A 20,351-nucleotide genomic window follows, 5' to 3' on the forward strand; every position below is an offset into this window, starting at 1 on the left:
TTCCTGCCGGGCTCGCGAGTGCGGCTACGGCTTTCCGTGTGCGCTCATGGCGCGAAATCCGCGGAAACGGCGCCCTCACAGCACACTCGAAGCCCTCAACGCACGCTCGACGGGCCGGGCTGGGTACCGCGACCGCCGGCTAGACCGTGAGCACGACCTTCCCGGTCACCTTGCTCGCGGTCAGCTGTTGATGTGCCTCCCCGGCCTGCTGGATGGGCAGGCGGGCGCCGATGATCGGGCGGACGCGGCCCTCGGCGATCATCGGCCACACCGACCCGATCACCGCCTGCACGATCTCCGTCTTGCTGTTGGGTCCGGTGACCGGCCGGGCGCGCAGCGTGGTGCCGATGACCCGGGCACGCTTCATCAACAGCTTGCCGATATTGAGCTCGCCCTTGATGCCACCCTGCATGCCGATGATGACCAGCTGCCCGTCGGTGGCCAGGGCGTCGATGTTGCGGTCCAGGTAGGCGGCGCCCATGATGTCGAAAATCACGTCGGCGCCGCCGCTTTCCCGGAGCCGCTCGACGAAGTCCTCGTCGCGGTAGTTGATCGTGATCTCGGCGCCCAGCTCGCGGCAGAATTCGAGCTTCTCCGCCGACCCGGCCGTGACGGCCACCCGCGCGCCCAGCGCGCGAGCGACCTGGATCGCGTGGGTCCCGATGCCGCTGGCGCCGCCGTGCATCAGCAGCAGCTGGCCCTTGCCCAAATGGGCCGTCAGCACCAGGTTCGACCACACCGTGCAGGCCACCTCCGGCAGCCCCGCGGCGTCGATGAGGTCGACACGAGAGGGAATCGGCATCACCTGACCGGCGGGCACGGCGACGTACTCGGCGTATCCGCCGCCGGCCAGCAGCGCGCAAACCTCTTGTCCCGCAGACCAATCAGTGACGCCCTCGCCGGCTTCGGCGACGACGCCGGACACCTCCATGCCGATGATTTCGCTGGTCCCCGGCGGGGGCGGATACTTGCCCGCCGCCTGCAGCACGTCCGCCCGGTTCACGCCGGCCGCGGCGACCTTGATCAGCACCTCGCCGGGCCCGGCGGACACGTCGGGCACCTCTTGCCAGGAGAGCTCATCGGGGGATTCGGCGACGATTGCGCGCATGGTGGCCACGCTACCGAGTCCCGCTACCCTTATCTGCGGTGGCGTGGCAGAGCGGCCTAATGCACTCGCCTTGAAAGCGAGAGACGGCTAACACCGTCCGGGGGTTCAAATCCCTCCGCCACCGCGCATGTCAGTCGTGGGCTAATGCAGCGTCGGCGCGTAGCGAAGCAGGGCACCGACACCGTTGGCCGGGGCGATCCGCTCGTCGGTGCGCACCAGCGCCGCGCCGACGGAGATCGCGAACACCGGCAGGGCCTCGTCGGCGCGCAGCGTCTTCGCCGGGGCCGCACCCTGTTCGGACAGCACGTTTTCGTTGGGGGCCACTGTCGTCAGGTCCGCGTCGGCGACGACGGTGGCGTCACCGATGTCACCGACGATCAACGTGTCGACCGCGCCCTGGCGCAGGGCCGAGCAGACCGCGTCCAGCCCCTCGGCGGCCAGCCCGGACTGCCGGCCCACCTCGGCGGTGAAACGCTCGGCGGCGGCGTCGATCACGTCCAGATGCCGCCGCAGGCACGAGGCTTCGATGGCCCGCTGCAACTCGTCGGCGTCATGGCCGCTGTGGCGCGCGCCGACCTGCAACTGCTCGGCGTGCCGGCTGATCCGCTCGGGCAGTTCGGCGAGCAGGTCCGACCGCGAGCTGACCTCGCCGACGATCAGGACGAGGTCGAGGTTCGCCGCGTCGGCGAGTTCCCCGATCCGGTCGGCCACCGCGCGCATGTTCTTGCGGGCGGCCTCGTCGGTGCGCAGCTGAGGATCCCCGTAACCGGCGGTTTCCGCCCCGCTCGCGTGGTGGACGGGGAACCCGCCACCGTCGACGGTCTCGGAGCGTAGCGCGCCGCCGACCTTGCGGGTGATGTCGGCGCCCGTGTGGTCGACCTCCACCAACAGATAGTCGGGTTGATGGAAGCCGTGCTCGACAATCGGCATGACGTAAGGCAATTCGGAGACCCGCACGATCTGCTGCGACGGTGGCCGCAGCAGGTGTTCGTTCAGCAGCACGCCGTCGGCGCCGGCCACAACGGCGCGGCCGCTGCGCCCGATCGGCGGCCGCAGGTCCATCACCGCGCGCCCGATCTCGTCGACCACCTCCTCGGCGGCGCCCCGCGTTTCGAGGTCCTCCTTCACCGCCCGCCACTTAAGCTCGAGCTGAGCCTCGGCGTCGTGGGTGTCATGCGAGTCGTCGAAGTAGACCGATGCGAACGGCCCTGAGGCGTCGAGCAACTTGCGGAAGCGGTCAGAGTCCATGCCCTTTCGGGTGCCCCGCCCATCGGGACGCAAACACTAGTAGCTGCGATCGCCTTCGCTGTTGTCGAAGAAGCGCCACTCGCCGTCGGCCTCGACCTCCATGCGCCAGCCCAGTTCGTTGCCCTCGACCGCCTCGTCGGCGAACCACGCGTGCGCTTTGTCGGCGCTTTCGATGTCCTTGGTCGCGACGACGTCGCCCTTGGGGTTGAGCACTCGGTAGGTAGCCATTCGGGCAGTGTTCCCACCCGGGGGCGCCCTCAATCGGTGGGGATTTCGGCGGTGATCGTGTCCAGCAAGGCGGTGTAGCGCTTCGCTTCCGGGTCACGTCCGGGTTTGCCGCTGCTGACGACGCCGGCCGCGAGACCCCGCGCCGGGTCGGCCCAGATCGCGATGTTGACCAGCCCGAGATTGCCGAATGCGTTGGGGGCGTTGCGGCCGAACGGTCCCCAACGGTCGGTCCCGAGGATGAAGCCGGTGCCCCACCGGGCGGGCTGCAGCCCCACCGCGAAATCCGGTCGCAGCCGCCGGCATTGCTTGATGGCGCCGTACATCGTCTCGGGGCTGATCACCCGGACCCCGTCGAGATTGCCTCCGCGACGCCAGATTTCGGCGAACCGCGACATCTCGTGCGCGGTCGAGACGGTGTTGGACGACGGGATGATGGTGGTGAGGAACAACGGCGTGTTCGTGATCGGAATCATCTCGTGCACGGTTCCGCCGATCGCCTTGCGGAAGATCTGGGCGACCACCGGCGGCAACGGACGCCCGGTCGCGTGACTCGGCGCGACCAACGGCAGGTCTTCCTGGGAGACGCCGAAGTTGGTCCAGCGAAAACCGAGCGGGTCGAGAATCTCGGTGGCGAGGATCTCGCGAATCTCCTTGCCGGTGGCCGCAAAAACGAGCTCGCGCACCAGCGGGCCCCAGGTCAGCGCGTGATAGATGTGCACCAGGCCCGGCCGGTACAGCGGGCGCAGCTCGCCCAGCTTCTGCTGCGCGTACTCGTGGTCGTCGGCCCGTTTGACGTCGGGTTTGGCGCCGGTGGGGAACGGCAGCCCCGCGCTGTGCGTCATGACGTGCCGGATGGTGATGCGGTCCTTGCCGTGACTGGTGAACGTGGGGATGTAGTCGCACACCCGGTCGTCGAGGGAGAAGACACCGCGCTCCACGAGCATGTGGATCACGGTCGCCGCCATCCCCTTGGCCGCCGAGTACACGCAGAACGGCGTGTCGGGTGTCACGGGGATCTTTTCGGCGTCGGGCGGGTCGCTCGGGGCATTGCCCCAGCCGTGGCCGATCGCGCGGTTGAGCACGACGCGTCCGTGCCGGCGGATGCACAGCTGGATGGCGGGGTGAAGGCCGCCCTGGTACCAGTGCCGGGCGGCCGCCCAGATGCGGTCGACGGCGACGCTGTCGATTTCGGAGTGGTCTTCCTCACCGATCGCCGTCACGGCGTCCAAGTCAGCCGGGAGGCGGATCTTGCCGTCAGGTGTCGTCACCTCAGCGAGGGTACGTGCCTCACTCGCCGGTGAACTGCGGCGGCCGCTTCTCGAATGTCGCCGCGATGCCCTCGGTCAGGTCCTTCGAGGGCAGGAAGGCGGCGTTCCAGGCGGCGACGTAGCGCAGGCTCTCCGAGACCGCGGCGACGCGCTGCTGATCGAGAACGTCCTTGACGCCGTGGACGGTCAGCGGCGGGTTGGCCGCGATTTCCGCGGCGGTGGCGTGCGCCGCGGCCAGGGTCGCCTCGGGGTCGTCGTACACGTCGTTGACCAGGCCGATCTTCTCGGCCCGGGCTGCGTCGATGTCCTTACCGGTCAGCGCGAGTTCGCGCAGATGCCCGTCGCTCAGGATGTAGGGGAGGCGGGCCAGGCTGCCGACGTCGGCGACGATGGCCAGCTTGACCTCGCGCACCGAGAACTTGGCGTCGGCGCTCGCGTAGCGGATGTCGACCGCGGAGATCAGGTCGACCCCACCGCCGATGCACCAGCCGTGCACCGAGGCGATGGTCGGGGTGCGGCAATCCGCGACCGCGGTGATCGCGCCCTGCATCCGCTTGACCTCGCGATGGAAGACCGCTCGCGGGCCGGCCAGCGCGTCCCCGGACAGCAGCGGGGTGAACGAGCCGCCCATCGCGGGCACGTCCAGGCCGTAGCTGAAGTTCTTGCCCGAACCGGTCAGCACGATCGCGCGTACCTCGGGGTCGGCGTCGAGCGCCGCGAACAGCTCCGGCATCTCGGACCAGAACGCCGGGCCCATCGCGTTGCCCTTGCCCGGCCCGATCAGCGTCACCTGCGCGACGTTGTCTTTCGTCTCCACCGTGACGGATTCGTATGCTTGCGCCATATCGAGACCGTAGCGTGGCAAATATGGCTCCTGATTTGCGGCCCGGCCCCGATTCCCCGCCCACCGACGAACTGCACAGCGCCGAGGACACGTTGGGGGTGCTGCAGCGGGTGTTGCACACGATCGCGGCCGACGACCTGAGCCGCCAGACGCCGTGCGCGGAGTTCGACGTCGCGCGGCTGACCGGTCATCTGCTGGGCTCGATCACGGCGCTGGGCGGCATGGTCGACGCGGAGATTCCCGACCGCGACGAAAGCGATTCCGTGGAAGGGCAGGTGGTCACCGCGGCCCGGCCGACGCTGGACGCCTGGCACCGTCACGGCCTGGACGGGACGGTCCCGTTCGGCAAGGGCGAGATGCCCGCCAAGAACGCGTGTGCCGTCTTGTCGATCGAATTCCTGGTCCACGCCTGGGATTACGCCGTCGCCGTGGGACACGAGATCAACGCGCCCGAGCCTTTGTCCGAGTATGTCTTGGGGCTGGCGCGCGAGGTCATCAAGCCGGAGTTCCGCGGCGGCGCCGGGTTCGACGACCCGGTCGACGTGCCCGAGGATGCGGGCGCGCTCGAGCAGTTAGTCGCGTTCACCGGCCGCAACCCGGCCCGTTGACTCCTGGCTTGTGGGCCCTAAATGTGCGGCCAGCCGCACCTTGGTCGATGAATGTGCGGCCAGCCGCAAACTCGAAGGCCGAGCCGTTAGACCCGTTCGAGGTAGAAGTAGTAATAGCGGCCGTTGTCGCGGACGCCCTTGCCGTTCATGATGCCCATCACGGCGTCGTCGTCGATCTTCTTGAAGTGGTCGTGCACGGGCTGGCCGTCGTAAACCATGGTCGCGGTGACCTCACCGCGGAACTCTTCGAGCCACAGGCTGGCCTCGCCTTTGCCCATCTCCACGTTCGAGAACTTATTGCCGTCGGCGTCGAGGCAGACGAGCGGCTGAACGTCGCGGGCCGACTTGAACGTCTTGCCGAACCAGCCGGCCTTCTCCAGCTGGCCGTTCATCCGGTGACCGGTGCGGAACTCGCCGCCCTTCCACTCGCCCAGCATCCCGTCGATCGTCGCCGGCTCGAGGCCGGCCCAGAAGTCGTCGAGCTCGGTGTCGGGAATCTCGCCGCCGCGCTCCTTGAACTCGGTGAACAGTTTGCGCGCCAAGTCCAATGGACCACTCCTTACGGTTCGATGCGGGAAATCCACTCGCAGGCGAATTGCAACAGGACGTCATTCTCCTCCACCGCGCCGATGGTGACGCGCACCCCCTCGCCCGCGAACGGCCGCACCACCAGGCGCGCGTCGGCGGCCTGCTCGGTGAAGTCCGCGGTCCGGGCGCCCAGCGGCAGCCAGACGAAGTTGGCCTGCGACGTCGGCAGCGTGAACCCGGCGTCGCGCAGCGCCGCGCTGACGCGGGTGCGCTCGGCGACCAGCGCGTCGGTGCGGGCCGCCAGTTCGCCGGCTGCCTCCAGCGAGGCGATCGCCGCCGCCTGTCCGACGTTGGTCACGGCGAACGGCATGACGACCTTGTCCAGCGCGGTGATCAGGTCGGGGTGGCCGACCGCGTACCCGACGCGCAGGCCCGCCAGTCCGTAGGCCTTCGAAAACGTCCGCAGCACAACGACATTGCTGCGGGACAGGGCCAGCTCCAAGCTATTGGGCAGCATGCCGTCGCGGATGTATTCGACGTAGGCCTCGTCGATGGCGATCAGGATGTGCGGGGGCACAGCCTCGACGAAGCGGGCCAGGTCGCCGGGGTCGACGACCGTCGATGTCGGATTGTTCGGGTTGCACACGAAGATCAGCCGGGTGCGGTCGGTGATCGCGGCGAGCATCACGTCGAGGTCGTGGGTGTGGTCGGTCAGCGGCACCTTGACCGCCGTCGCACCGGACACCTGAACGATCGGCAGGTAGCACTCGAAGCTGCGCCAGCCCATCATCACCTCGTCGCCGGCGGCGGCGGTGATTTGCACCAGCTGCTGGCACAGGGTGACCGAACCGCTGCCGACCGCAATGTGCTCGGGCGCGACGTCGGATCCCAGGTGCATGGCCAACGCGGCCTTGAGGTCCACACAGGCGTTGTCCGGGTAGCGGTTGACGACGGCAACCGCGCGCTCGATCGCCGCGTGCACGCTGGGCAGCGGGCCGTGCACGGTCTCGTTGCTGGCCAGTTTGATGGAGCCGGGCACGTTCTTGCCGGGCACATAGACTGGCAGTCCGGCCAGTTCGGGACGCAAGCGAGCAGTCACTTCGACAGTTTATGTCGCAAATGTGTACGCTATGGCCGGTTCCGCGAGACCGGGAAGGGGTCGGGTACCCTCAAACAGTCCAAGGGAGGCGTGCCAGAGCGGCCGAATGGGGCTCACTGCTAATGAGTTGTCCCCCTCAAAGGGGACCGGAGGTTCAAATCCTCTCGCCTCCGCCAAGGAACACGACGCAAGACAATTGAAGACTGGCGCCCGTAGCTCAACGGATAGAGCATCTGACTACGGATCAGAAGGTTAGGGGTTCGAATCCCTTCGGGCGCGCTCTTGAAACATCGGTTCGGCTGCCTCATCTGCTTAAGTCGACGGTGTGACGTCCTACGTGCGCCTTGTCCGTGACACCGTCGCGGTGCGGCTCCTAATCGCGGTGCTCGCCGGAACGGCGGTCGCCGTCGCGATCGGTGAGGCCGTCGGGTGGAGGTTCGCCCTCCTCGGCTGGGTGGTCGCCTCAGCGGTTTACGTCGCGTGGAGCTGGCTGATCATCGCCCCGATGGATGCCGAACGCACGGCTCGGCATGCCACCCGCGAGGATGCGACGCGGTTGCTGGCAGACGTGGTCGTCGTCTCCGCGAGCCTGGGAAGTCTCGGAGGGGTCGGATACGTCGTCGCCGCGGGCACGCATTCGGGCGGCGAGTCCCTCGCGGCGGCCGGCGTCGGCGTGCTGGCCGTGGCGGCGTCGTGGTTCGCCGTGCACACGCTCTTCACCGCGCATTACGCGCGCCTCTACTACTCAGACGAGGTGGGCGGCATCGATTTTCACGACGCACACCCGCCGCGCTACCTCGACTTCGCCTACGTCGCGTTCACGGTCGGCATGACCTTTCAGGTTTCCGACACCGAGATCAACGCCTCTCGGGTGCGGGTAACCGTCTTGCGCCATGCGCTGCTGTCGTACCTCTTCGGCGCGGTAATCCTGGCGGTCACCATCAACCTGGTCGCCGGGTTGAGCGCCAAACTATGACGAGGGCTCGCCGCTAGCGCCCGCCGAACGGACCCCCGAAGGGGCCGCGGCGCGGCGGTACGGTCACGGTCTGCGTGACGGTGCTGGTCTCGGTGCTCGGCGACACCGTGACCGTGCTCGGCGGCTCCGTCGTCGTGGGCGTGGGGGTGTCGGTGCTCGGTGGCGGCGCCGTCTCGGTGACGGTCTCGGTCGGCGCGCCACCGCCGCCACCTCCGCCACCGCCGTGGTGCCGGGGCGGCTCTGTCGTCGTGGTGGGCACGGTGGTGGACGGAATGGTGGTCGTCGTGGTCGTGGTCGTGGTCGTCGTCGCGGGGCTGTGCGCGGGCGAACCGCCGACCAGCTTGACCACTGCGAACGCCACCAGGGCCAGCATGATCACCCCGATCGCGCCCGCCGCTACCAGCGCCGCCGGACGGCGATACCACGGCGTCGGCGGCTCGGGCTCGGGCGCCGGCTCGTCGTAATACCCGCCATACCGCGCGGCCTGGGTGGGCTCGGAGTAGTAGTCGGGTTCCTCGGGATAGGGCGGCACGAAGGGTGATGTTAGTGGATTAGCGCTCACCCTCGATGAGGCCCAGCGCGCGCTCGAACAGGTGGACCGTGGCGGCGTGCAACTGGTCGCCGACCTCTTTTTCGGCCTTGCCCGCGCAGGCCCGCGCGAGCGTCCCCTCGATGACGATGCCCAGCTTGAAGCAGGCCAGCACGGTGTACCAGGTGATATGCGACAGGTCGCGGGTGGTGTTGGCCGCGTAGCGCTCGAACAGCTCGCCGGTGCTGGCCAACCCGCCCTGGCCGCCCAGGGCGTGGCTGAACACGCTGGACCCATCGGGCTGGCGCCACGTGGCCAGCAGCCAGCCCAGGTCCAGCAGCGGGTCGCCGATCGTGCACATCTCCCAGTCGACGATCGCCACCACGTCCGGCCCGGTGTTGGAGAACATCACGTTGGCGGCGTGGTAGTCGCCGTGCATGATGCCCGGCGTCCAGGTGGTCGGCCGGTGGCGTTCCAGCCAGCCGGCAACGTCGTCGATCCCGGGGATGTCGGGCCCCGGATAGCCGTCGTACTCGCTGTAGGAGTCCAGCTCGGAAAGCCAGCGCGGCACCTGCCGTTCGAGGAAGCCCTCTGGCTTGCCGAAATCGGCCAGGCCCACCGCGACGTGATCGACGGCGCCCAACCGGGCCAGCGCATCGGCCATCGAGAGGCCCATGCCGTGGCGTACGGCCGGATCGCCCGCATGCAGGGGTGGCAGTCCTTCGCCGGCGTTGAAGCCGTCGACCGGGTCCATCAGGTAGAAGACGGCATCACCCAGCACGCCGGTGTCCTCGCAGGCGGCGATCAGGTGCGGGTGCGGGACATCGGAACCGGCCAGCGCGGCAAGCACTTTCGTCTCCCGCAGGATCACGCTGTTGCTGCGCGGACGCAGGTGGCGCGGCCCGCGCCGCAGCACGTAAGGGCGCCCGGCCCGGGTGAACCGCAGCATGACGTTCTGCGTGCCGCCGGTGACGGGGGAGACGTCCTCCAACGGGCCCTCGCCGAGTTCCTGTTCGGACATCCACGCCGCTACGGCGTCCAGGCTCACGCCATCCACGCGCGGCCCTTACCGATCGGGGCGAACACTTCCGTCATGCCAGCGCTCCTCTGCGACCCTGTGGGGCGTCTGGGAAAAAGCCTAGGTGACCGTTTGCAAGCGGCTTCGGGCGGCGCGGGCTGGAACAATAGTGTGCGCAACTAACTGACTCCCCCTTGGAAGGGAACTGGCGATGCCGCGTACCGACAACGATTCCTGGGACATCACCCAAAGCGTGGGAGCCACCGCGCTGGGCGTCGCCGCGGCGCGGGCCGCCGAGACCGAGAGCGCAGACCCGCTCATCGACGACCCGTTCGCGCGCGTGTTCGTGGACGCCGCGGGCGAGGGAATGTGGAGCATCTACGCCGATCCCAAGCTATTGGCAAAGGCCGTTGAACTCGAGCCGGAGGTGCGCTCGCGCATCCAGCTGATGATCGACTTCATGGCCACGCGGACAGCGTTTTTCGACGAGTTCTTCCTGGGCGCGGCCAACTCCGGTGTGCGGCAGGTGGTGATTTTGGCCGCCGGCCTGGATGCCCGCACCTGGCGGTTGCCCTGGCCCGACGGCACCGTCGTCTACGAGCTGGACCAGCCCAAGGTCCTGGAATTCAAGTCCAACACCCTGCGCGAGCACGGGGCCGAGCCGAAGGCGCGGCTGGTGAACGTGGCGATCGATCTGCGGCAGGACTGGCCGAAGGCGCTGCAGGAAGCGGGCTTTGACCCGTCGAGGCCGGCCGCGTGGTCGGCCGAGGGCCTCGTGCGCTACCTGCCGGCGCAGGCCCAGGACCTGTTGTTCGAGCGCATTCATGCGTTGAGTGCGGCCGGAAGCTGGCTGGCCTCCAACGTCCCGGCTGCCGGTTTCACCGAACCCGAGGTCGTCCGGCGTCAGCGCGAGGACATGCAGCGGATGCGGGCCGCGGCCGCCAAACTGGTGGACTCCGAGATCACCGACTTCGACGACCTCTGGTACGCCGAAGAGCGCACCCCGGTCGATGGGTGGCTGCGCGAGCACGGCTGGGAGGTCAGCACCGCGACGTTCGCCGAGTTGATGGCCCGCTATAACCGGAGCATTCCGCACGACGCAGAGGCCACGATGCCGCCCACGCTCTACGTTTCCGCGCAGCGGCGCTGATCGTCAGGGCGCTCGACCGCTGAATCGCTCACGCCCGCAAGGCCGCTACGCTCGCCGGTGTGGTTGACCGACCCGCACGAGTGGGCGACGTGCACGAGATCGCCGGATCGATGCCGCACGTCCAGCGCCTGGAGGGGCCGAAGGGCAACGCCATCTATCAGGTCGGCGGCAAGTCATTCGTGTTCTTCCGGACGCCGCAGCCCGACGCCACCGATCCGGACACCGGTGAGCGCTATGCCGACGTGATCATGCTCTGGGTGGAGTCGGAGAGCGACAAGCTGGCGCTGACCCAGGATCCCGATTCCCCGTTCTTCACCACCGACCATTTCGACGGGCATCCGTCGGTGCTGGTGCGGGCTGCCCGATTGCCGGAAATTGGCAAGACGGAACTGGCCGAGCTGATCCAGGATGCGTGGCTTTCCCGCGCGTCGAAGAGGCGGGCCTCGGCATGGCTCGCCGGGCGTTAGTGCGGCGGGCTCCGCTGGCGCACCGCCGAATTCGCCCACGCGGAATGTTTAGACACAAGTCGAATGGGTAACTATCGTCCACGAGAAATTTTTCTCGACCACATTGGAGGTCACCATGCGTGGCAGCGGAATCATCGGCACGATTGCCCTGGTATGGCTGCTCATCGGGGTTTTTGCGGCATGGCAACGCGATTACTTCAAGGGTGACTCAACCAGTTGTGTCACGGCGGGAAACATCGCGTTGACCGTCATCGCGGGGCCTTTGAATTACGGGGGCGTCAACCCGAAAGTCAAGGACTGCCATGTTCCGCAGCCCAGTTCAATGCCTGCTGTCCTAGTGCCCCTTACCTAAAGGAGTCGTCATGATTGTCCTCGGCGTAATCCTGCTTATTCTCGGCTTTGTATTCAGCATCCCATTGCTGTGGGAGATCGGCGTCGTCGTGCTCGTCATCGGCGCAGTGTTGTGGATCATGGGCTCGATTGGCCGCCCGGTCGCCGGCCGGCGCTACTGGTATTAGCCACTTCGCCGGGAAACGGGATCGCGCGACTGCCGAGCAGTCGCGCGATCCCGTTCACAGGGCACACAAAGCTAGGCCATAGCGGCGGCTCAGCGCGGTGCGCATACTGGAACCTGTGACTCAGCCGCGAGCCTCCGTCGAGCGGGTCGTTATGTGTCGTGCCGATGGCAATCCGATCAATGTGTTGGTCGTGGACGACGAGTCGGTGCTGGCCGAGATGGTCTCGATGGCGTTGCGCTACGAGGGCTGGAACATCGCGACGGCCGGCGACGGGGCATCGGCTATCGCCGCCGCCCGTGCCCAGCGCCCGGACGTGGTCGTGCTCGATGTGATGCTTCCCGACATGAGCGGGCTCGACGTCCTACACAAGCTGCGCGAGGAAAACCCCCAGCTGCCGGTGTTGCTGTTGACGGCCAAGGACGCCGTGGAGGACCGCATCGCGGGGTTGACCGCCGGCGGCGACGACTATGTCACCAAACCGTTCAGCATCGAAGAAGTGGTGCTGCGCCTGCGGGCCCTGCTGCGGCGCACCGGGGTGACGACGCTGGACAGCGGCGCGCAACTGGTGGTCGGCGATCTGGTCCTCGACGAGGACAGCCACGAGGTCACCCGCGGCGGCGAGCCGATCTCGTTGACCTCCACCGAGTTCGAGTTGCTGCGGTTCATGATGCGCAACTCCAAGCGGGTGCTCAGCAAGGCCCAGATCCTCGACCGGGTGTGGAGTTATGACTTCGGCGGCCGGTCCAACATCGTCGAGCTGTACATCTCGTATCTGCGCAAGAAGATCGACAGCGGTCGCGAGCCCATGATCCACACGCTGCGTGGCGCGGGTTATGTCCTCAAGCCCGCGCGCTAGGAGCGATCGCGAGCGCGGCGAAGCCGGGCGAAGCGGGTCGCGACCGTTGGCTGGGAGCGATCGCGAGCGCGGCGAAGCCGGGCGAAGCGGGTCGCGACGGTTGTTCAGCAGCGGGTCGCGACCGTTGGCCAGTTCACGGCGGGCCTGGTCCCTGCGGCTGCGGCTGCTGGTCGGGCAGATCGTCGTGTTGGCCATCGTGTGCGTCGGCATCACTGCGGTGACCGAGCTGGCGCTCAATCACCACCTGGTGAAGCAGCTCGACGGACAACTCGCCGGCACGTCTTTCCGCTCGGCGCTGATGTACCCCGAGCCGAACCGCCCGCGGCACGAACACTCTTACTACCCGCGGCCGGGTCCTGGCCCGCGGTTTCTGGACGCCCCCGGTCAGCCGGCGGGCATGGTGGCCGCGGTGGTCAACCACGGCAAAACCGTCGACGCCGGCTACCTCACCAGCAGCGGCACCCGGGCCGCGCTGAGCCCGGCCGCCCAGTCTCAGTTGGAGCAGATCGCGGGCAGCCGCGCTCCGGTCACCCTGAACCTGGACGGGCTCGGCCGGTATCGGGTGGTCGCCGCCCCGAGCCGCAACGGGGGTGACACCATCGTGACCGGCCTCTCGATGGCCAACGTCGACGCCACTTTGATCCGGATGCTGATCATTTTCGCGATCGTCACCGCGGTCGCGCTGGCCGCCGCGACGATCGCCGGGGTCATCATCATCCGGCGGGCGCTGGCGCCGTTGCGCCGGGTCGCGCAGACCGCTAGCCGGGTGGCCGACCTGCCGCTGGATCGCGGTGAGGTCGAGCTGCCGCTCCGCGTGCGTGAATCCGACGCGAACCCGTACACCGAGGTGGGCCAGCTGGGGTCAGCCCTCAACCGGATGCTCGATCACATTGCGGCCGCCTTGTCGGCCCGGCAGGCCAGCGAGACCCGTGTCCGCCAGTTCGTCGCCGATGCCAGCCACGAACTGCGCACGCCGCTCGCCGCGATCCGCGGCTACACCGAACTCACCCAGCGGATGGGCGACGACCGGGAGGCGGTGGCGCACGCGATGAGCCGGGTGGCCTCCGAGACGGAACGGATGACGCGACTGGTCGAGGACCTGCTGCTGCTGGCCCGGCTGGACTCCGGCAGGCCGCTGGAACGCGAACCGGTCGATCTGTCGCGGGTGGCGGTCGACGCCGTCAACGACGCGCATGTCGCCGGACCGGACCATCAGTGGGAACTCGACCTGCCCGAGGAACCCGTGATCATCACCGGCGATGCGGCCCGCCTGCACCAGGTGCTGGCGAACCTGCTCGCCAACGCCCGCCTGCACACCGGCGCGGGCACCGTCGTGACAACGCGGTTGAGCACCGAGCCGGCGCACACCGTGCTGCGGGTCATCGACAACGGCCCCGGGATCCCGGCGGCGCTTCAATCCGAAGTGTTCGAGCGCTTCGCCCGCGGCGACACCTCGCGGTCCCGCAAGGGCGGAAGCACCGGGCTGGGCCTGGCGATCGTGTCCGCGGTGGTCAAGGCGCACAACGGGACTATCACCGTGGACAGCTCACCCGGCCATACCGAGTTCACGGTGCGGTTGCCACTCAACGGGTGGCAACCGCCCGCATCCTCGATTAGCTAGAGCAGTTGACGTCGATTTCGAACGGCTTGTTCACCGGCTGCATCGGGTTGGCCATGTCGACGCCGGTGGCCGTGCCGGTGATCTTGTAGCTGTTGCCGTTCTTCTCGGCCGAGGCGTTACCCTGGCCGGTCCCGGAGGTGTAGCCGAGCGTCACACCGTTGACGTTGCCCAGTCCAACCGACTTCACCTGGGGCGGGTTGGCGTCAGTGAGCACGGCGGCGATTCCGGTCGCGGCACCACCGATGGCGATGTTGACGTTGCCGCCGGCGGTCGTGCACACCACCGAGCCGCTCACGTTCTGGTCCTTGCCGTCGATGAGGACCTTGGTTCCGCTGGCAGCGCCCGCCGAGGTGTTCACCGCGGAGCTGGTGCCAGAACCGCCTGAACTCGACTTATTGCTGGAACAGCCGGAAATGCCGGCGGCCAGAATTGCTGCTCCGGCCACCGCGACCATCAGTCCACGCTTCACGTGTTCTCCTTTGCCCGAAAGTTGCGACCCTCGGCATTGAGGGCCGTGTGGGCAGTATGAGGGTTAACTGGACCGAAGATCTAGAGTTCCGGGTAATTGTTTCTGTGTTCGTTAGTCACTTGACAAGAACCTCTAGTACGGAATGGCGCGCCAATGGCAATGTATTGGCGTGCAGCGCAAACCCCCCACCGCAGTCATCGAGGCGGCGCATCGCGCACACGCCCTGCCATTCGATGACGACACCGACTTTCACAACGCCGACCGCGGATTCATCGCCGCCCTGTCCCCGTGCGTCATCAAGGCGGCCGACGGCCGCGTGGTGTGGGACAACGACGCCTACTCGTTCCTCGGCGGCGCGGCGCCGACATCGGTGCATCCCAGTCTCTGGCGGCAGTCGACGCTGGCCGCCAAACAGGGACTCTACGAAGTGGTTCCGGGGATCTATCAGGTCCGTGGTCTCGACATCTCGAATGTCACGTTGGTCGAGACCGACACCGGGATCATCGTCATCGACCCGCTGGTGTCCACCGAGGTCGCCGCGGCCGCGCTGGCGCTGTATCGCACCCACCGCGGGGGCGACCGGCCCGTCGTCGCGGTGATCTACACCCACAGCCATGTCGACCACTTCGGCGGCGTGCTGGGCGTCACCTCGCAGGCGGACGTGGACGCCGGCGCCGTGGCCGTGTTGGCGCCGGACGGTTTTGTCGAGCATGCGGTGCAGGAGAACGTGTACGCCGGCCCGGCCATGACGCGGCGGGCGACGTACATGTACGGCAGCATGCTGCCCCGCGGTCCGCGCGACCAGGTGGGCTGCGGGCTGGGCCAGGCCCCGTCGACCGGCGAAGTGGCGATCATCGTGCCGACCATCGACATTCGCGAGACCGGTGAGACGCACACCATCGACGGGGTGGAGATCGAGTTTCAGATGGCGCCCGGCACCGAGGCGCCGGCCGAAATGCATTTCTACTTCCCGCGGTTCCGCGCGCTGTGCATGGCGGAGAACGCCACCCACAACCTGCACAACCTGTTGACCCTGCGGGGAGCACTGGTGCGCGATCCGCACGCCTGGTCCGGCTATCTCACCGAGGCGATCGACACCTTCGCCGACCGCGCCGACGTGGTGTTCGCCTCCCATCACTGGCCGACCTGGGGCAGGGACAGCATCGTCGAGTTCCTGTCGCTGCAGCGCGACATGTACGCCTATCTGCACGACCAGACGCTGCGGCTGCTCAACCAGGGCTACACCGGGATCGAGATCGCCGAGATGTTCCGGATGCCGCCGGCGCTCGAACGTGCGTGGCACACCCACGGCTATTACGGGTCGGTCAGCCACAACGTGAAGGCCGTGTATCAGCGCTACATGGGCTGGTTCGACGGCAACCCGGCGCGGTTGTGGCCGCATCCCCCGGAGGCGCTCGCGCCGCGCTACGTCGAGGCGATCGGTGGGATCGACCGGGTTGTCGGCCTGGCCCAGTCAGCCTTTGACTCCGGCGACTTCCGTTGGGCGGCAACGCTACTGGATCATGCGATCTTCACCGACAGCGCACACGAGGGCGCCCGCACGCTTTACGCCGACACCCTCGAGCAGCTGGCCTATGGGGCCGAGAACGCGACGTGGCGCAACTTCTTCCTCAGTGGCGCAACGGAATTGCGGGGCGGTAACTTCGGCACCGCGGCGCAGGTCGCCTCGCCCACCATGCTCTCCCAGTTGACGCCCGAGCAGATCTTCGACAGCCTCGCGATCCGGGTCGACGGCCCGCGCAGCTGGGATCTCGACCTCGCCATCGATCTCGCCTTCGCCGATCTTGCCACCAACTACCGGCTCACCCTGCGCAACGGCGTGCTGGTCTACCGCAAAGTGGCGGCCGATCCGGCGACGGCATCGGTCACGGTTCAACTGGACAGCAAGTTTCGGCTGCTGTCCGCGGCGATGGGTGATTTCTCCTCGCCCGGGTTGCAGATATCCGGCAACCAGGCAGCGCTCCAGGCCCTGCTCGGTGTGCTCGATCAGCCCGACCCGAGCTTCGACATCGTCACGCCGTGACAAGTCAGATGTCGATGACGACCTTGCCCAACACCTTCCGGTCGGCCACATGCCGCAACGCCGCCGCCGTTTCGGCCAGCGGGAACCGTGCTCCGATGTACGGCCGGATCGTGCCGGCGGCGAACATCTCCGATAGTTCGCGCAAGTCCCGGGCGGACTCCTCGGGGTGGTCGGTCGCGAAGGTGCGGATCTCCATGCCGCGGACGCAGATGTCCTTGAGCAGAACGAGGTTCAGCGGGATCGCCGGGATCGTCCCCGCGGCGTAGCCCAGGGTGACGAAGGTGCCGCCACGCGCCAGCCCGCGCAGCGCCGGCTCCGCGTACGGCCCGCCGACGGGGTCGAGCACCGCCCGGGCGCTGTCGCCGGTCAACTCGCGGATGCGCGACTTGAGGTCCTCCCGGTCGTAGTCGACGGTCGCCTCGGCGCCGCGACGCCGGCACAGCTCGAGTTTCTCGGGGCTCGATGCGGCGGCCAGCACCCGTGCCTTCATGGCGACGGCCAGGTCCACCGCGGCCAGCCCGACGCCGCCCGCGGCGCCCAGCACGACGACCCAATCCCCTTCTGTCACCGCGGCGGTCGAGCGCAGCGCGTGATAGGCGGTGCGGTAGGTCACCCCGAAGGCGGCGGCCGACCCGAAGTCGACGTCCTCGGGGATCAGCGCGGCCTGGTTCGCGTCCAGCAGCGCCTGTTCGGCGAACGCCCCAAAAGTGGTGCCGGACACCCGCTGTCCAGGCTCGAAACGGGCGCCCGCACCGGCGGCGATCACCTCGCCGGCGACCTCATTGCCCGGGATGAACGGCGGCGGAATCTTGACCTGATACTTGCCGGCGATGAACAGCACGTCGGGGAAGTTGACCGCCGCGGCGTGCACCCGCACCAGCAGCTGCCCGGGGCCTGGCACCGGCTCGTCCACGTCCTCGAGTACCAGATCTTCCGGAGTGCCGTAGGAACGACAGACAACGGCGCGCATCAAACCCCCAGACCGCGTAGGCAGAACTCCACCAGGTGTGCAATGTCGGGCGGACCCGGCCGGTCGCCTGACCCCAGGTAGCGGCGCATCGTCGCGACGGTGCAGCTGAACACGGCCTCGACATCGCGCTCGACATCCTTGCTGCCCAGCGCCGCAACGGGTTCGACGAGGAGATCCCGCAGCGGCCGCATCATCTCCTGATCCGCCGCGCGCCAGTTCGCACCGGCCGACATCTGGCCGGCGGCCGCCCGGCTCATGCTGATCAGCTGCGGGTCGGCCACCTGCGCGAGCGTGCCCTCGATCCAGCGGGCGACCTGGTCGCGGGGCTCGCGCTCCTTGGCCATCTGGTGCTCGAGGTAGGACACGACGATGGCGACCCCGCGCTCCATGACGGCCAGGATCAGGTCGTCCTTGCCGGCGAAATAGCGGTAGAACGCCTTGTTCGACGAGCCGGCCTCGGCGACGATGTCACTCACCCGCGGCGGTTCGGGCGCAACCCGTTCCATGACGCGGACGGCGGCGGCCAGGATCCGCTCCACCTCTTCGGTCGCCTCCCGCTGCCGCTCGTCGAGCGCCCGCTCGACGGCCGCCGTCACCCTGCTGCTCACGGCTTATCGGGCAGCGCCGGAACCCGATCGATCCGGTCGCCGTACTTGGTGCGCGCGGCCTCCCGGCGGATGTCGAGCAGTTCGCTCGGCCACTCAGCGTCCTCGGCCTCGTATCCCTTGAGTAGCAGCCGGGCCAGGTTGACCTTGTGGGCTTCGGTCGGTCCGTCTGCCAGGCCCAGTGCCACCCCGCCGAGCAGCACGTTGACCAGTGGCAGCTGATCGGTGGTGCCGAGTGCACCGTGCACCTGGATCGCGCGCAGCCCAATCGATTTCAGCACTTGCGACGCCAGGATCTTGCAGGCGCCGATTTCGGCGCGGGCCGCGTGCTCCCCGGCGGTGTCGATAAGCCATGCCGCGTGCAGCACCGCCAGCCGGAAGGGCATCAGCTCGGTGTAGGAGTCGGCGATGAACGCCTGCACCAATTGCTTGTCCGCCAGCGAACTGCCCTGGGTGAAGCGGCTTTTCGCGCGCCGGGCCATCATCTCCACCGCCCGTTGGGCGACCCCGATCGAGCGCATCGCGTGATGCAGCCGCCCGCCGGCCAGCCGGGTCTGCAGGATCATGAAGCCCTGACCGGGTTCGCCCAGCATCGCGTCCGCCGGCACCCGCACCCCGTCGTAGTGGACCAGCGAGTGCCCGGGCTCGTGCGGTAGCGCGCCGACCAGGTGATGGGTGGCCTCGATGGTGAGGCCTTCGGTGTCGGCGGGTACCAGGAACGTCGAGGCGCCGCGGTGCACGGGCACGTCCGGGTCGGTGATCGCGACGACGATGAAGAAGGAGGCGACGGAGGCGTTGGAAGAGAAGTACTTTCGACCGGTGATCACCCAGTCGTCGCCGTCGCGGAAGGCGCGGGTCCGGAAGACGCGCGGATCCGCGCCGCCCTGCGGCTCGGTCATCGAGAAGCACGAGAAGATCTCCCCGGACAGCAGCCCGGCGAGGTAGCGGTCCTTTTGGCCCTGGGTTCCGAAGCGGGCGATGATCTCGGCGTTGCCGGTATCGGGCGCCTGCGTGCCGAACACGATCGGCGCCCACGGGCTGCGGCCCAGAATCTCGTTGATCAAGGTCAGCTTGACCGCGCCGAATCCCTGCCCGCCCAGTTCGGGGCCCAGATGCGGCGCCCACAGGCCTTGGTCGCGAACCTGCTGCTTGAGCGGATCGACGATGCGGCGGCGCTCGTCGTCGAGCGGCAGGAACTCGCAGCCGGGGAAGAGCACCTCGAGGGGTTCCACCTCGTGGCGGACGAACTCTCGGACCCAGTCGATTTTCTCCTGAAACTCCGGTTCGGTGGAGAAGTCCCAAGACATTCGAATCTCCTACTCTCTCATCGGCGGCGACCCGCCGGACTCGGCGGCGCCGCGCTCGCGATCGCCGCGCTCATCGGCGGCGACCCGCCGCGCCCGGCGGCGCCGCGCTCGCGATCGCCGCGCGTTAGGGAATTCCACCGTCGGCGCGCAGGATCGAGCCGGTGGTGAAGCTGGACGCGTCGGACGCCAGAAACAAAGCGGCACCGACGATTTCGCCCGGATCTCCGGCGCGCTGCAGCGCGAGGTGCCCGAACGGCTTGCCGGGCGCCGCGTCGAGGTTCCACGCCTTGCTCACGTCGGTCAGGAACGGGCCGGCCATCAGGGTGTTGACCCGCACCGACGGCCCGAACGCCTTCGCCAGCGCCTCGGTCATGGCGTTGAGCCCGGCCTTGGCTGCGGCGTAGGGGACGATGTCGGGCGTCGGTCGCAACGAGCCGGCCGTGCTCACGTTGATGATCGACCCGCGGCCGGCCGCCACCATCCGCTCGCCCACCAAGGCCGACAACCGGAACGGGCCCTTGAGGTTCAGGTTGACCACCGCGTCGAACAGTTTCTCGGTGACGTCGGTCAGCTTGTCGTACAGCGGTGACATGCCGGCGTTGTTGATCAGCGTGTCGACCTTGCCGAACCGGTCGTAGGTTGCCTCGACCAATCCGTCGAGCTGATCCCAGCGACCGACGTGGACCTGATACGGCAGGGCCGAGCGCCCGGTTTCGGCCTCGATTTCCTTGGCCGTGGCCATGCAGTTGTCCATGTTGCGGCTCGCGACCACGACGTCGGCGCCGCAGCGGGCCGCCGCGAAGGCCATCTCGCGCCCCAGCCCGCGACTACCGCCGGTGACCAGCACGACCCGATCGGTGAGATCGAAAAGCCGTTCGGCGTAACCCATT

General features: G+C 68.1%; 23 protein-coding genes and 3 tRNA genes. 12 read left to right on the forward strand and 14 right to left on the reverse strand.

The window, feature by feature from the left end:
* Positions 1–139: 139 nt before the first annotated feature.
* On the reverse strand, positions 140–1,108 hold the full coding sequence (locus A5704_RS04170) for an NAD(P)H-quinone oxidoreductase (RefSeq protein ID WP_067760695.1): 969 nt from the start codon (positions 1,106–1,108) through the stop codon (positions 140–142).
* A 37-nt stretch (positions 1,109–1,145) separates the two neighbouring features.
* Here A5704_RS04170 and A5704_RS04175 point away from each other — a divergent pair.
* Positions 1,146–1,232 (forward strand) — tRNA-Ser (locus A5704_RS04175).
* A gap of 17 nt (positions 1,233–1,249) precedes the next feature.
* Here the strand turns inward: A5704_RS04175 and A5704_RS04180 are convergent.
* The 4 genes from A5704_RS04180 to A5704_RS04195 are packed head-to-tail and all read right to left on the reverse strand — an operon-like array spanning position 1,250 to position 4,696.
* Positions 1,250–2,356, reverse strand: a complete 1,107-nt coding sequence (locus tag A5704_RS04180; protein ID WP_067760636.1) for a hypothetical protein — start codon at positions 2,354–2,356, stop codon at positions 1,250–1,252.
* Between the two features lie 36 nt (positions 2,357–2,392).
* Positions 2,393–2,584, reverse strand: a complete 192-nt coding sequence (locus A5704_RS04185) for a hypothetical protein (RefSeq protein WP_067760639.1) — start codon at positions 2,582–2,584, stop codon at positions 2,393–2,395.
* A gap of 29 nt (positions 2,585–2,613) precedes the next feature.
* On the reverse strand, positions 2,614–3,852 hold the full coding sequence (gene lipE / locus A5704_RS04190; protein WP_067760641.1) for a lipase LipE: 1,239 nt from the start codon (positions 3,850–3,852) through the stop codon (positions 2,614–2,616).
* Positions 3,853–3,871: 19 nt separating this feature from the next.
* Positions 3,872–4,696: a crotonase/enoyl-CoA hydratase family protein gene (locus A5704_RS04195; RefSeq protein ID WP_067760643.1), complete on the reverse strand. Its 825-nt coding sequence runs from the start codon at positions 4,694–4,696 to the stop codon at positions 3,872–3,874.
* A 23-nt stretch (positions 4,697–4,719) separates the two neighbouring features.
* Between A5704_RS04195 and A5704_RS04200 the strand changes: the two genes are divergently transcribed.
* A complete protein-coding gene (locus A5704_RS04200) occupies positions 4,720–5,304 on the forward strand; it encodes a TIGR03086 family metal-binding protein (RefSeq protein WP_197505064.1) in 585 nt (194 codons plus the stop codon).
* An 86-nt stretch (positions 5,305–5,390) separates the two neighbouring features.
* Here the strand turns inward: A5704_RS04200 and A5704_RS04205 are convergent, their stop codons facing one another.
* Both A5704_RS04205 and A5704_RS04210 read right to left on the reverse strand, forming a co-directional pair.
* Positions 5,391–5,852, reverse strand: a complete 462-nt coding sequence (locus A5704_RS04205; protein ID WP_067760648.1) for a DUF4334 domain-containing protein — start codon at positions 5,850–5,852, stop codon at positions 5,391–5,393.
* 11 nt (positions 5,853–5,863) lie between these two features.
* On the reverse strand, positions 5,864–6,931 hold the full coding sequence (locus A5704_RS04210) for a pyridoxal phosphate-dependent aminotransferase (protein WP_067887515.1): 1,068 nt from the start codon (positions 6,929–6,931) through the stop codon (positions 5,864–5,866).
* An 84-nt stretch (positions 6,932–7,015) separates the two neighbouring features.
* Between A5704_RS04210 and A5704_RS04215 the strand changes: the two genes are divergently transcribed.
* From A5704_RS04215 to A5704_RS04225, 3 genes are all read left to right on the forward strand, one after another.
* Positions 7,016–7,107, forward strand: a tRNA-Ser gene (locus tag A5704_RS04215).
* Positions 7,108–7,137: 30 nt separating this feature from the next.
* A tRNA-Arg gene (locus A5704_RS04220) sits at positions 7,138–7,210 on the forward strand.
* A 46-nt stretch (positions 7,211–7,256) separates the two neighbouring features.
* Positions 7,257–7,907: a DUF1345 domain-containing protein gene (locus tag A5704_RS04225; RefSeq protein ID WP_067887517.1), complete on the forward strand. Its 651-nt coding sequence runs from the start codon at positions 7,257–7,259 to the stop codon at positions 7,905–7,907.
* A gap of 13 nt (positions 7,908–7,920) precedes the next feature.
* Here the strand turns inward: A5704_RS04225 and A5704_RS04230 are convergent, their stop codons facing one another.
* Positions 7,921–8,439 carry a hypothetical protein gene (locus A5704_RS04230; protein WP_067887520.1) on the reverse strand — a complete coding sequence of 173 codons (519 nt, stop codon included), beginning with the start codon at positions 8,437–8,439 and terminating at the stop codon, positions 7,921–7,923.
* Between the two features lie 19 nt (positions 8,440–8,458).
* A complete protein-coding gene (locus tag A5704_RS04235) occupies positions 8,459–9,457 on the reverse strand; it encodes a phosphotransferase family protein (protein WP_231968777.1) in 999 nt (332 codons plus the stop codon).
* Between the two features lie 208 nt (positions 9,458–9,665).
* Here A5704_RS04235 and A5704_RS04240 point away from each other — a divergent pair, with 208 nt between their 5' ends.
* The 6 genes from A5704_RS04240 to A5704_RS04255 all read left to right on the forward strand — a co-directional run bounded on the left by A5704_RS04240 (position 9,666) and on the right by A5704_RS04255 (position 14,066).
* Positions 9,666–10,604 carry a class I SAM-dependent methyltransferase gene (locus tag A5704_RS04240; RefSeq protein WP_067760658.1) on the forward strand — a complete coding sequence of 313 codons (939 nt, stop codon included), beginning with the start codon at positions 9,666–9,668 and terminating at the stop codon, positions 10,602–10,604.
* A 59-nt stretch (positions 10,605–10,663) separates the two neighbouring features.
* Complete coding sequence (locus A5704_RS04245; protein WP_067760661.1) at positions 10,664–11,071, forward strand: MmcQ/YjbR family DNA-binding protein; 408 nt, start codon at positions 10,664–10,666, stop codon at positions 11,069–11,071.
* Positions 11,072–11,174: 103 nt separating this feature from the next.
* Positions 11,175–11,423, forward strand: a complete 249-nt coding sequence (locus tag A5704_RS27350) for a hypothetical protein (RefSeq protein WP_067779589.1) — start codon at positions 11,175–11,177, stop codon at positions 11,421–11,423.
* Positions 11,424–11,433: 10 nt separating this feature from the next.
* Positions 11,434–11,589, forward strand: coding sequence for a DUF6131 family protein (locus tag A5704_RS28730; protein ID WP_197498930.1), 156 nt, complete (start codon positions 11,434–11,436; stop codon positions 11,587–11,589).
* Between the two features lie 151 nt (positions 11,590–11,740).
* Positions 11,741–12,445, forward strand: coding sequence for a response regulator transcription factor (locus tag A5704_RS04250; RefSeq protein ID WP_067760664.1), 705 nt, complete (start codon positions 11,741–11,743; stop codon positions 12,443–12,445).
* A 124-nt stretch (positions 12,446–12,569) separates the two neighbouring features.
* Positions 12,570–14,066: a cell wall metabolism sensor histidine kinase WalK gene (locus tag A5704_RS04255; RefSeq protein ID WP_197508447.1), complete on the forward strand. Its 1,497-nt coding sequence runs from the start codon at positions 12,570–12,572 to the stop codon at positions 14,064–14,066.
* On the opposite strand, the gene A5704_RS04260 is transcribed toward A5704_RS04255, so the two are convergent.
* The gene (locus A5704_RS04260; protein WP_046185294.1) at positions 14,059–14,535 is read right to left on the reverse strand and encodes a lipoprotein LpqH; all 477 of its coding nucleotides are present in this window, start codon (positions 14,533–14,535) and stop codon (positions 14,059–14,061) included. The two genes, A5704_RS04255 and A5704_RS04260, sit on opposite strands and share 8 nt — an antisense overlap.
* Positions 14,536–14,677: 142 nt before the next feature.
* Here A5704_RS04260 and A5704_RS04265 point away from each other — a divergent pair, with 142 nt between their 5' ends.
* Positions 14,678–16,579, forward strand: coding sequence for an alkyl/aryl-sulfatase (locus A5704_RS04265; protein ID WP_067784125.1), 1,902 nt, complete (start codon positions 14,678–14,680; stop codon positions 16,577–16,579).
* 4 nt (positions 16,580–16,583) lie between these two features.
* Here the strand turns inward: A5704_RS04265 and A5704_RS04270 are convergent, their stop codons facing one another.
* The 4 genes from A5704_RS04270 to A5704_RS04285 all read right to left on the reverse strand — a co-directional run bounded on the left by A5704_RS04270 (position 16,584) and on the right by A5704_RS04285 (position 20,350).
* On the reverse strand, positions 16,584–17,549 hold the full coding sequence (locus tag A5704_RS04270; RefSeq protein ID WP_067760668.1) for an NADPH:quinone oxidoreductase family protein: 966 nt from the start codon (positions 17,547–17,549) through the stop codon (positions 16,584–16,586).
* Positions 17,549–18,157 carry a TetR/AcrR family transcriptional regulator gene (locus tag A5704_RS04275; RefSeq protein WP_067760670.1) on the reverse strand — a complete coding sequence of 203 codons (609 nt, stop codon included), beginning with the start codon at positions 18,155–18,157 and terminating at the stop codon, positions 17,549–17,551. The genes A5704_RS04270 and A5704_RS04275 overlap by 1 nt, the downstream gene beginning before the upstream one ends.
* Complete coding sequence (locus A5704_RS04280; RefSeq protein WP_067760672.1) at positions 18,154–19,461, reverse strand: acyl-CoA dehydrogenase family protein; 1,308 nt, start codon at positions 19,459–19,461, stop codon at positions 18,154–18,156. The genes A5704_RS04275 and A5704_RS04280 overlap by 4 nt, the downstream gene beginning before the upstream one ends.
* A gap of 124 nt (positions 19,462–19,585) precedes the next feature.
* Positions 19,586–20,350 carry an SDR family NAD(P)-dependent oxidoreductase gene (locus A5704_RS04285; protein ID WP_067887524.1) on the reverse strand — a complete coding sequence of 255 codons (765 nt, stop codon included), beginning with the start codon at positions 20,348–20,350 and terminating at the stop codon, positions 19,586–19,588.
* Between the last annotated feature and the right edge of the window lies 1 nt (position 20,351).

This window comes from Mycobacterium sp. E735, assembly GCF_001666955.1.
Taxonomy (GTDB): domain Bacteria; phylum Actinomycetota; class Actinomycetes; order Mycobacteriales; family Mycobacteriaceae; genus Mycobacterium.

What these genes read in the sequence shown, in the direction of transcription:
- A5704_RS04235 (WP_231968777.1), bottom strand. Translation starts at nt 9,457, where the DNA reads ATGTCCGAACAGGAACTCGGCGAGGGCCCGTTGGAGGACGTCTCCCCC.
- A5704_RS04170 (WP_067760695.1), bottom strand. Translation starts at nt 1,108, where the DNA reads ATGCGCGCAATCGTCGCCGAATCCCCCGATGAGCTCTCCTGGCAAGAG.
- A5704_RS04280 (WP_067760672.1), bottom strand. Translation starts at nt 19,461, where the DNA reads ATGTCTTGGGACTTCTCCACCGAACCGGAGTTTCAGGAGAAAATCGAC.
- A5704_RS28730 (WP_197498930.1), top strand. Translation starts at nt 11,434, where the DNA reads ATGATTGTCCTCGGCGTAATCCTGCTTATTCTCGGCTTTGTATTCAGC.
- A5704_RS04195 (WP_067760643.1), bottom strand. Translation starts at nt 4,696, where the DNA reads ATGGCGCAAGCATACGAATCCGTCACGGTGGAGACGAAAGACAACGTC.
- A5704_RS04285 (WP_067887524.1), bottom strand. Translation starts at nt 20,350, where the DNA reads ATGGGTTACGCCGAACGGCTTTTCGATCTCACCGATCGGGTCGTGCTG.
- A5704_RS04200 (WP_197505064.1), top strand. Translation starts at nt 4,720, where the DNA reads ATGGCTCCTGATTTGCGGCCCGGCCCCGATTCCCCGCCCACCGACGAA.
- A5704_RS04250 (WP_067760664.1), top strand. Translation starts at nt 11,741, where the DNA reads ATGTGTCGTGCCGATGGCAATCCGATCAATGTGTTGGTCGTGGACGAC.
- A5704_RS04180 (WP_067760636.1), bottom strand. Translation starts at nt 2,356, where the DNA reads ATGGACTCTGACCGCTTCCGCAAGTTGCTCGACGCCTCAGGGCCGTTC.
- A5704_RS04265 (WP_067784125.1), top strand. Translation starts at nt 14,678, where the DNA reads ATGGCGCGCCAATGGCAATGTATTGGCGTGCAGCGCAAACCCCCCACC.
- A5704_RS04270 (WP_067760668.1), bottom strand. Translation starts at nt 17,549, where the DNA reads ATGCGCGCCGTTGTCTGTCGTTCCTACGGCACTCCGGAAGATCTGGTA.
- A5704_RS04240 (WP_067760658.1), top strand. Translation starts at nt 9,666, where the DNA reads ATGCCGCGTACCGACAACGATTCCTGGGACATCACCCAAAGCGTGGGA.
- A5704_RS04185 (WP_067760639.1), bottom strand. Translation starts at nt 2,584, where the DNA reads ATGGCTACCTACCGAGTGCTCAACCCCAAGGGCGACGTCGTCGCGACC.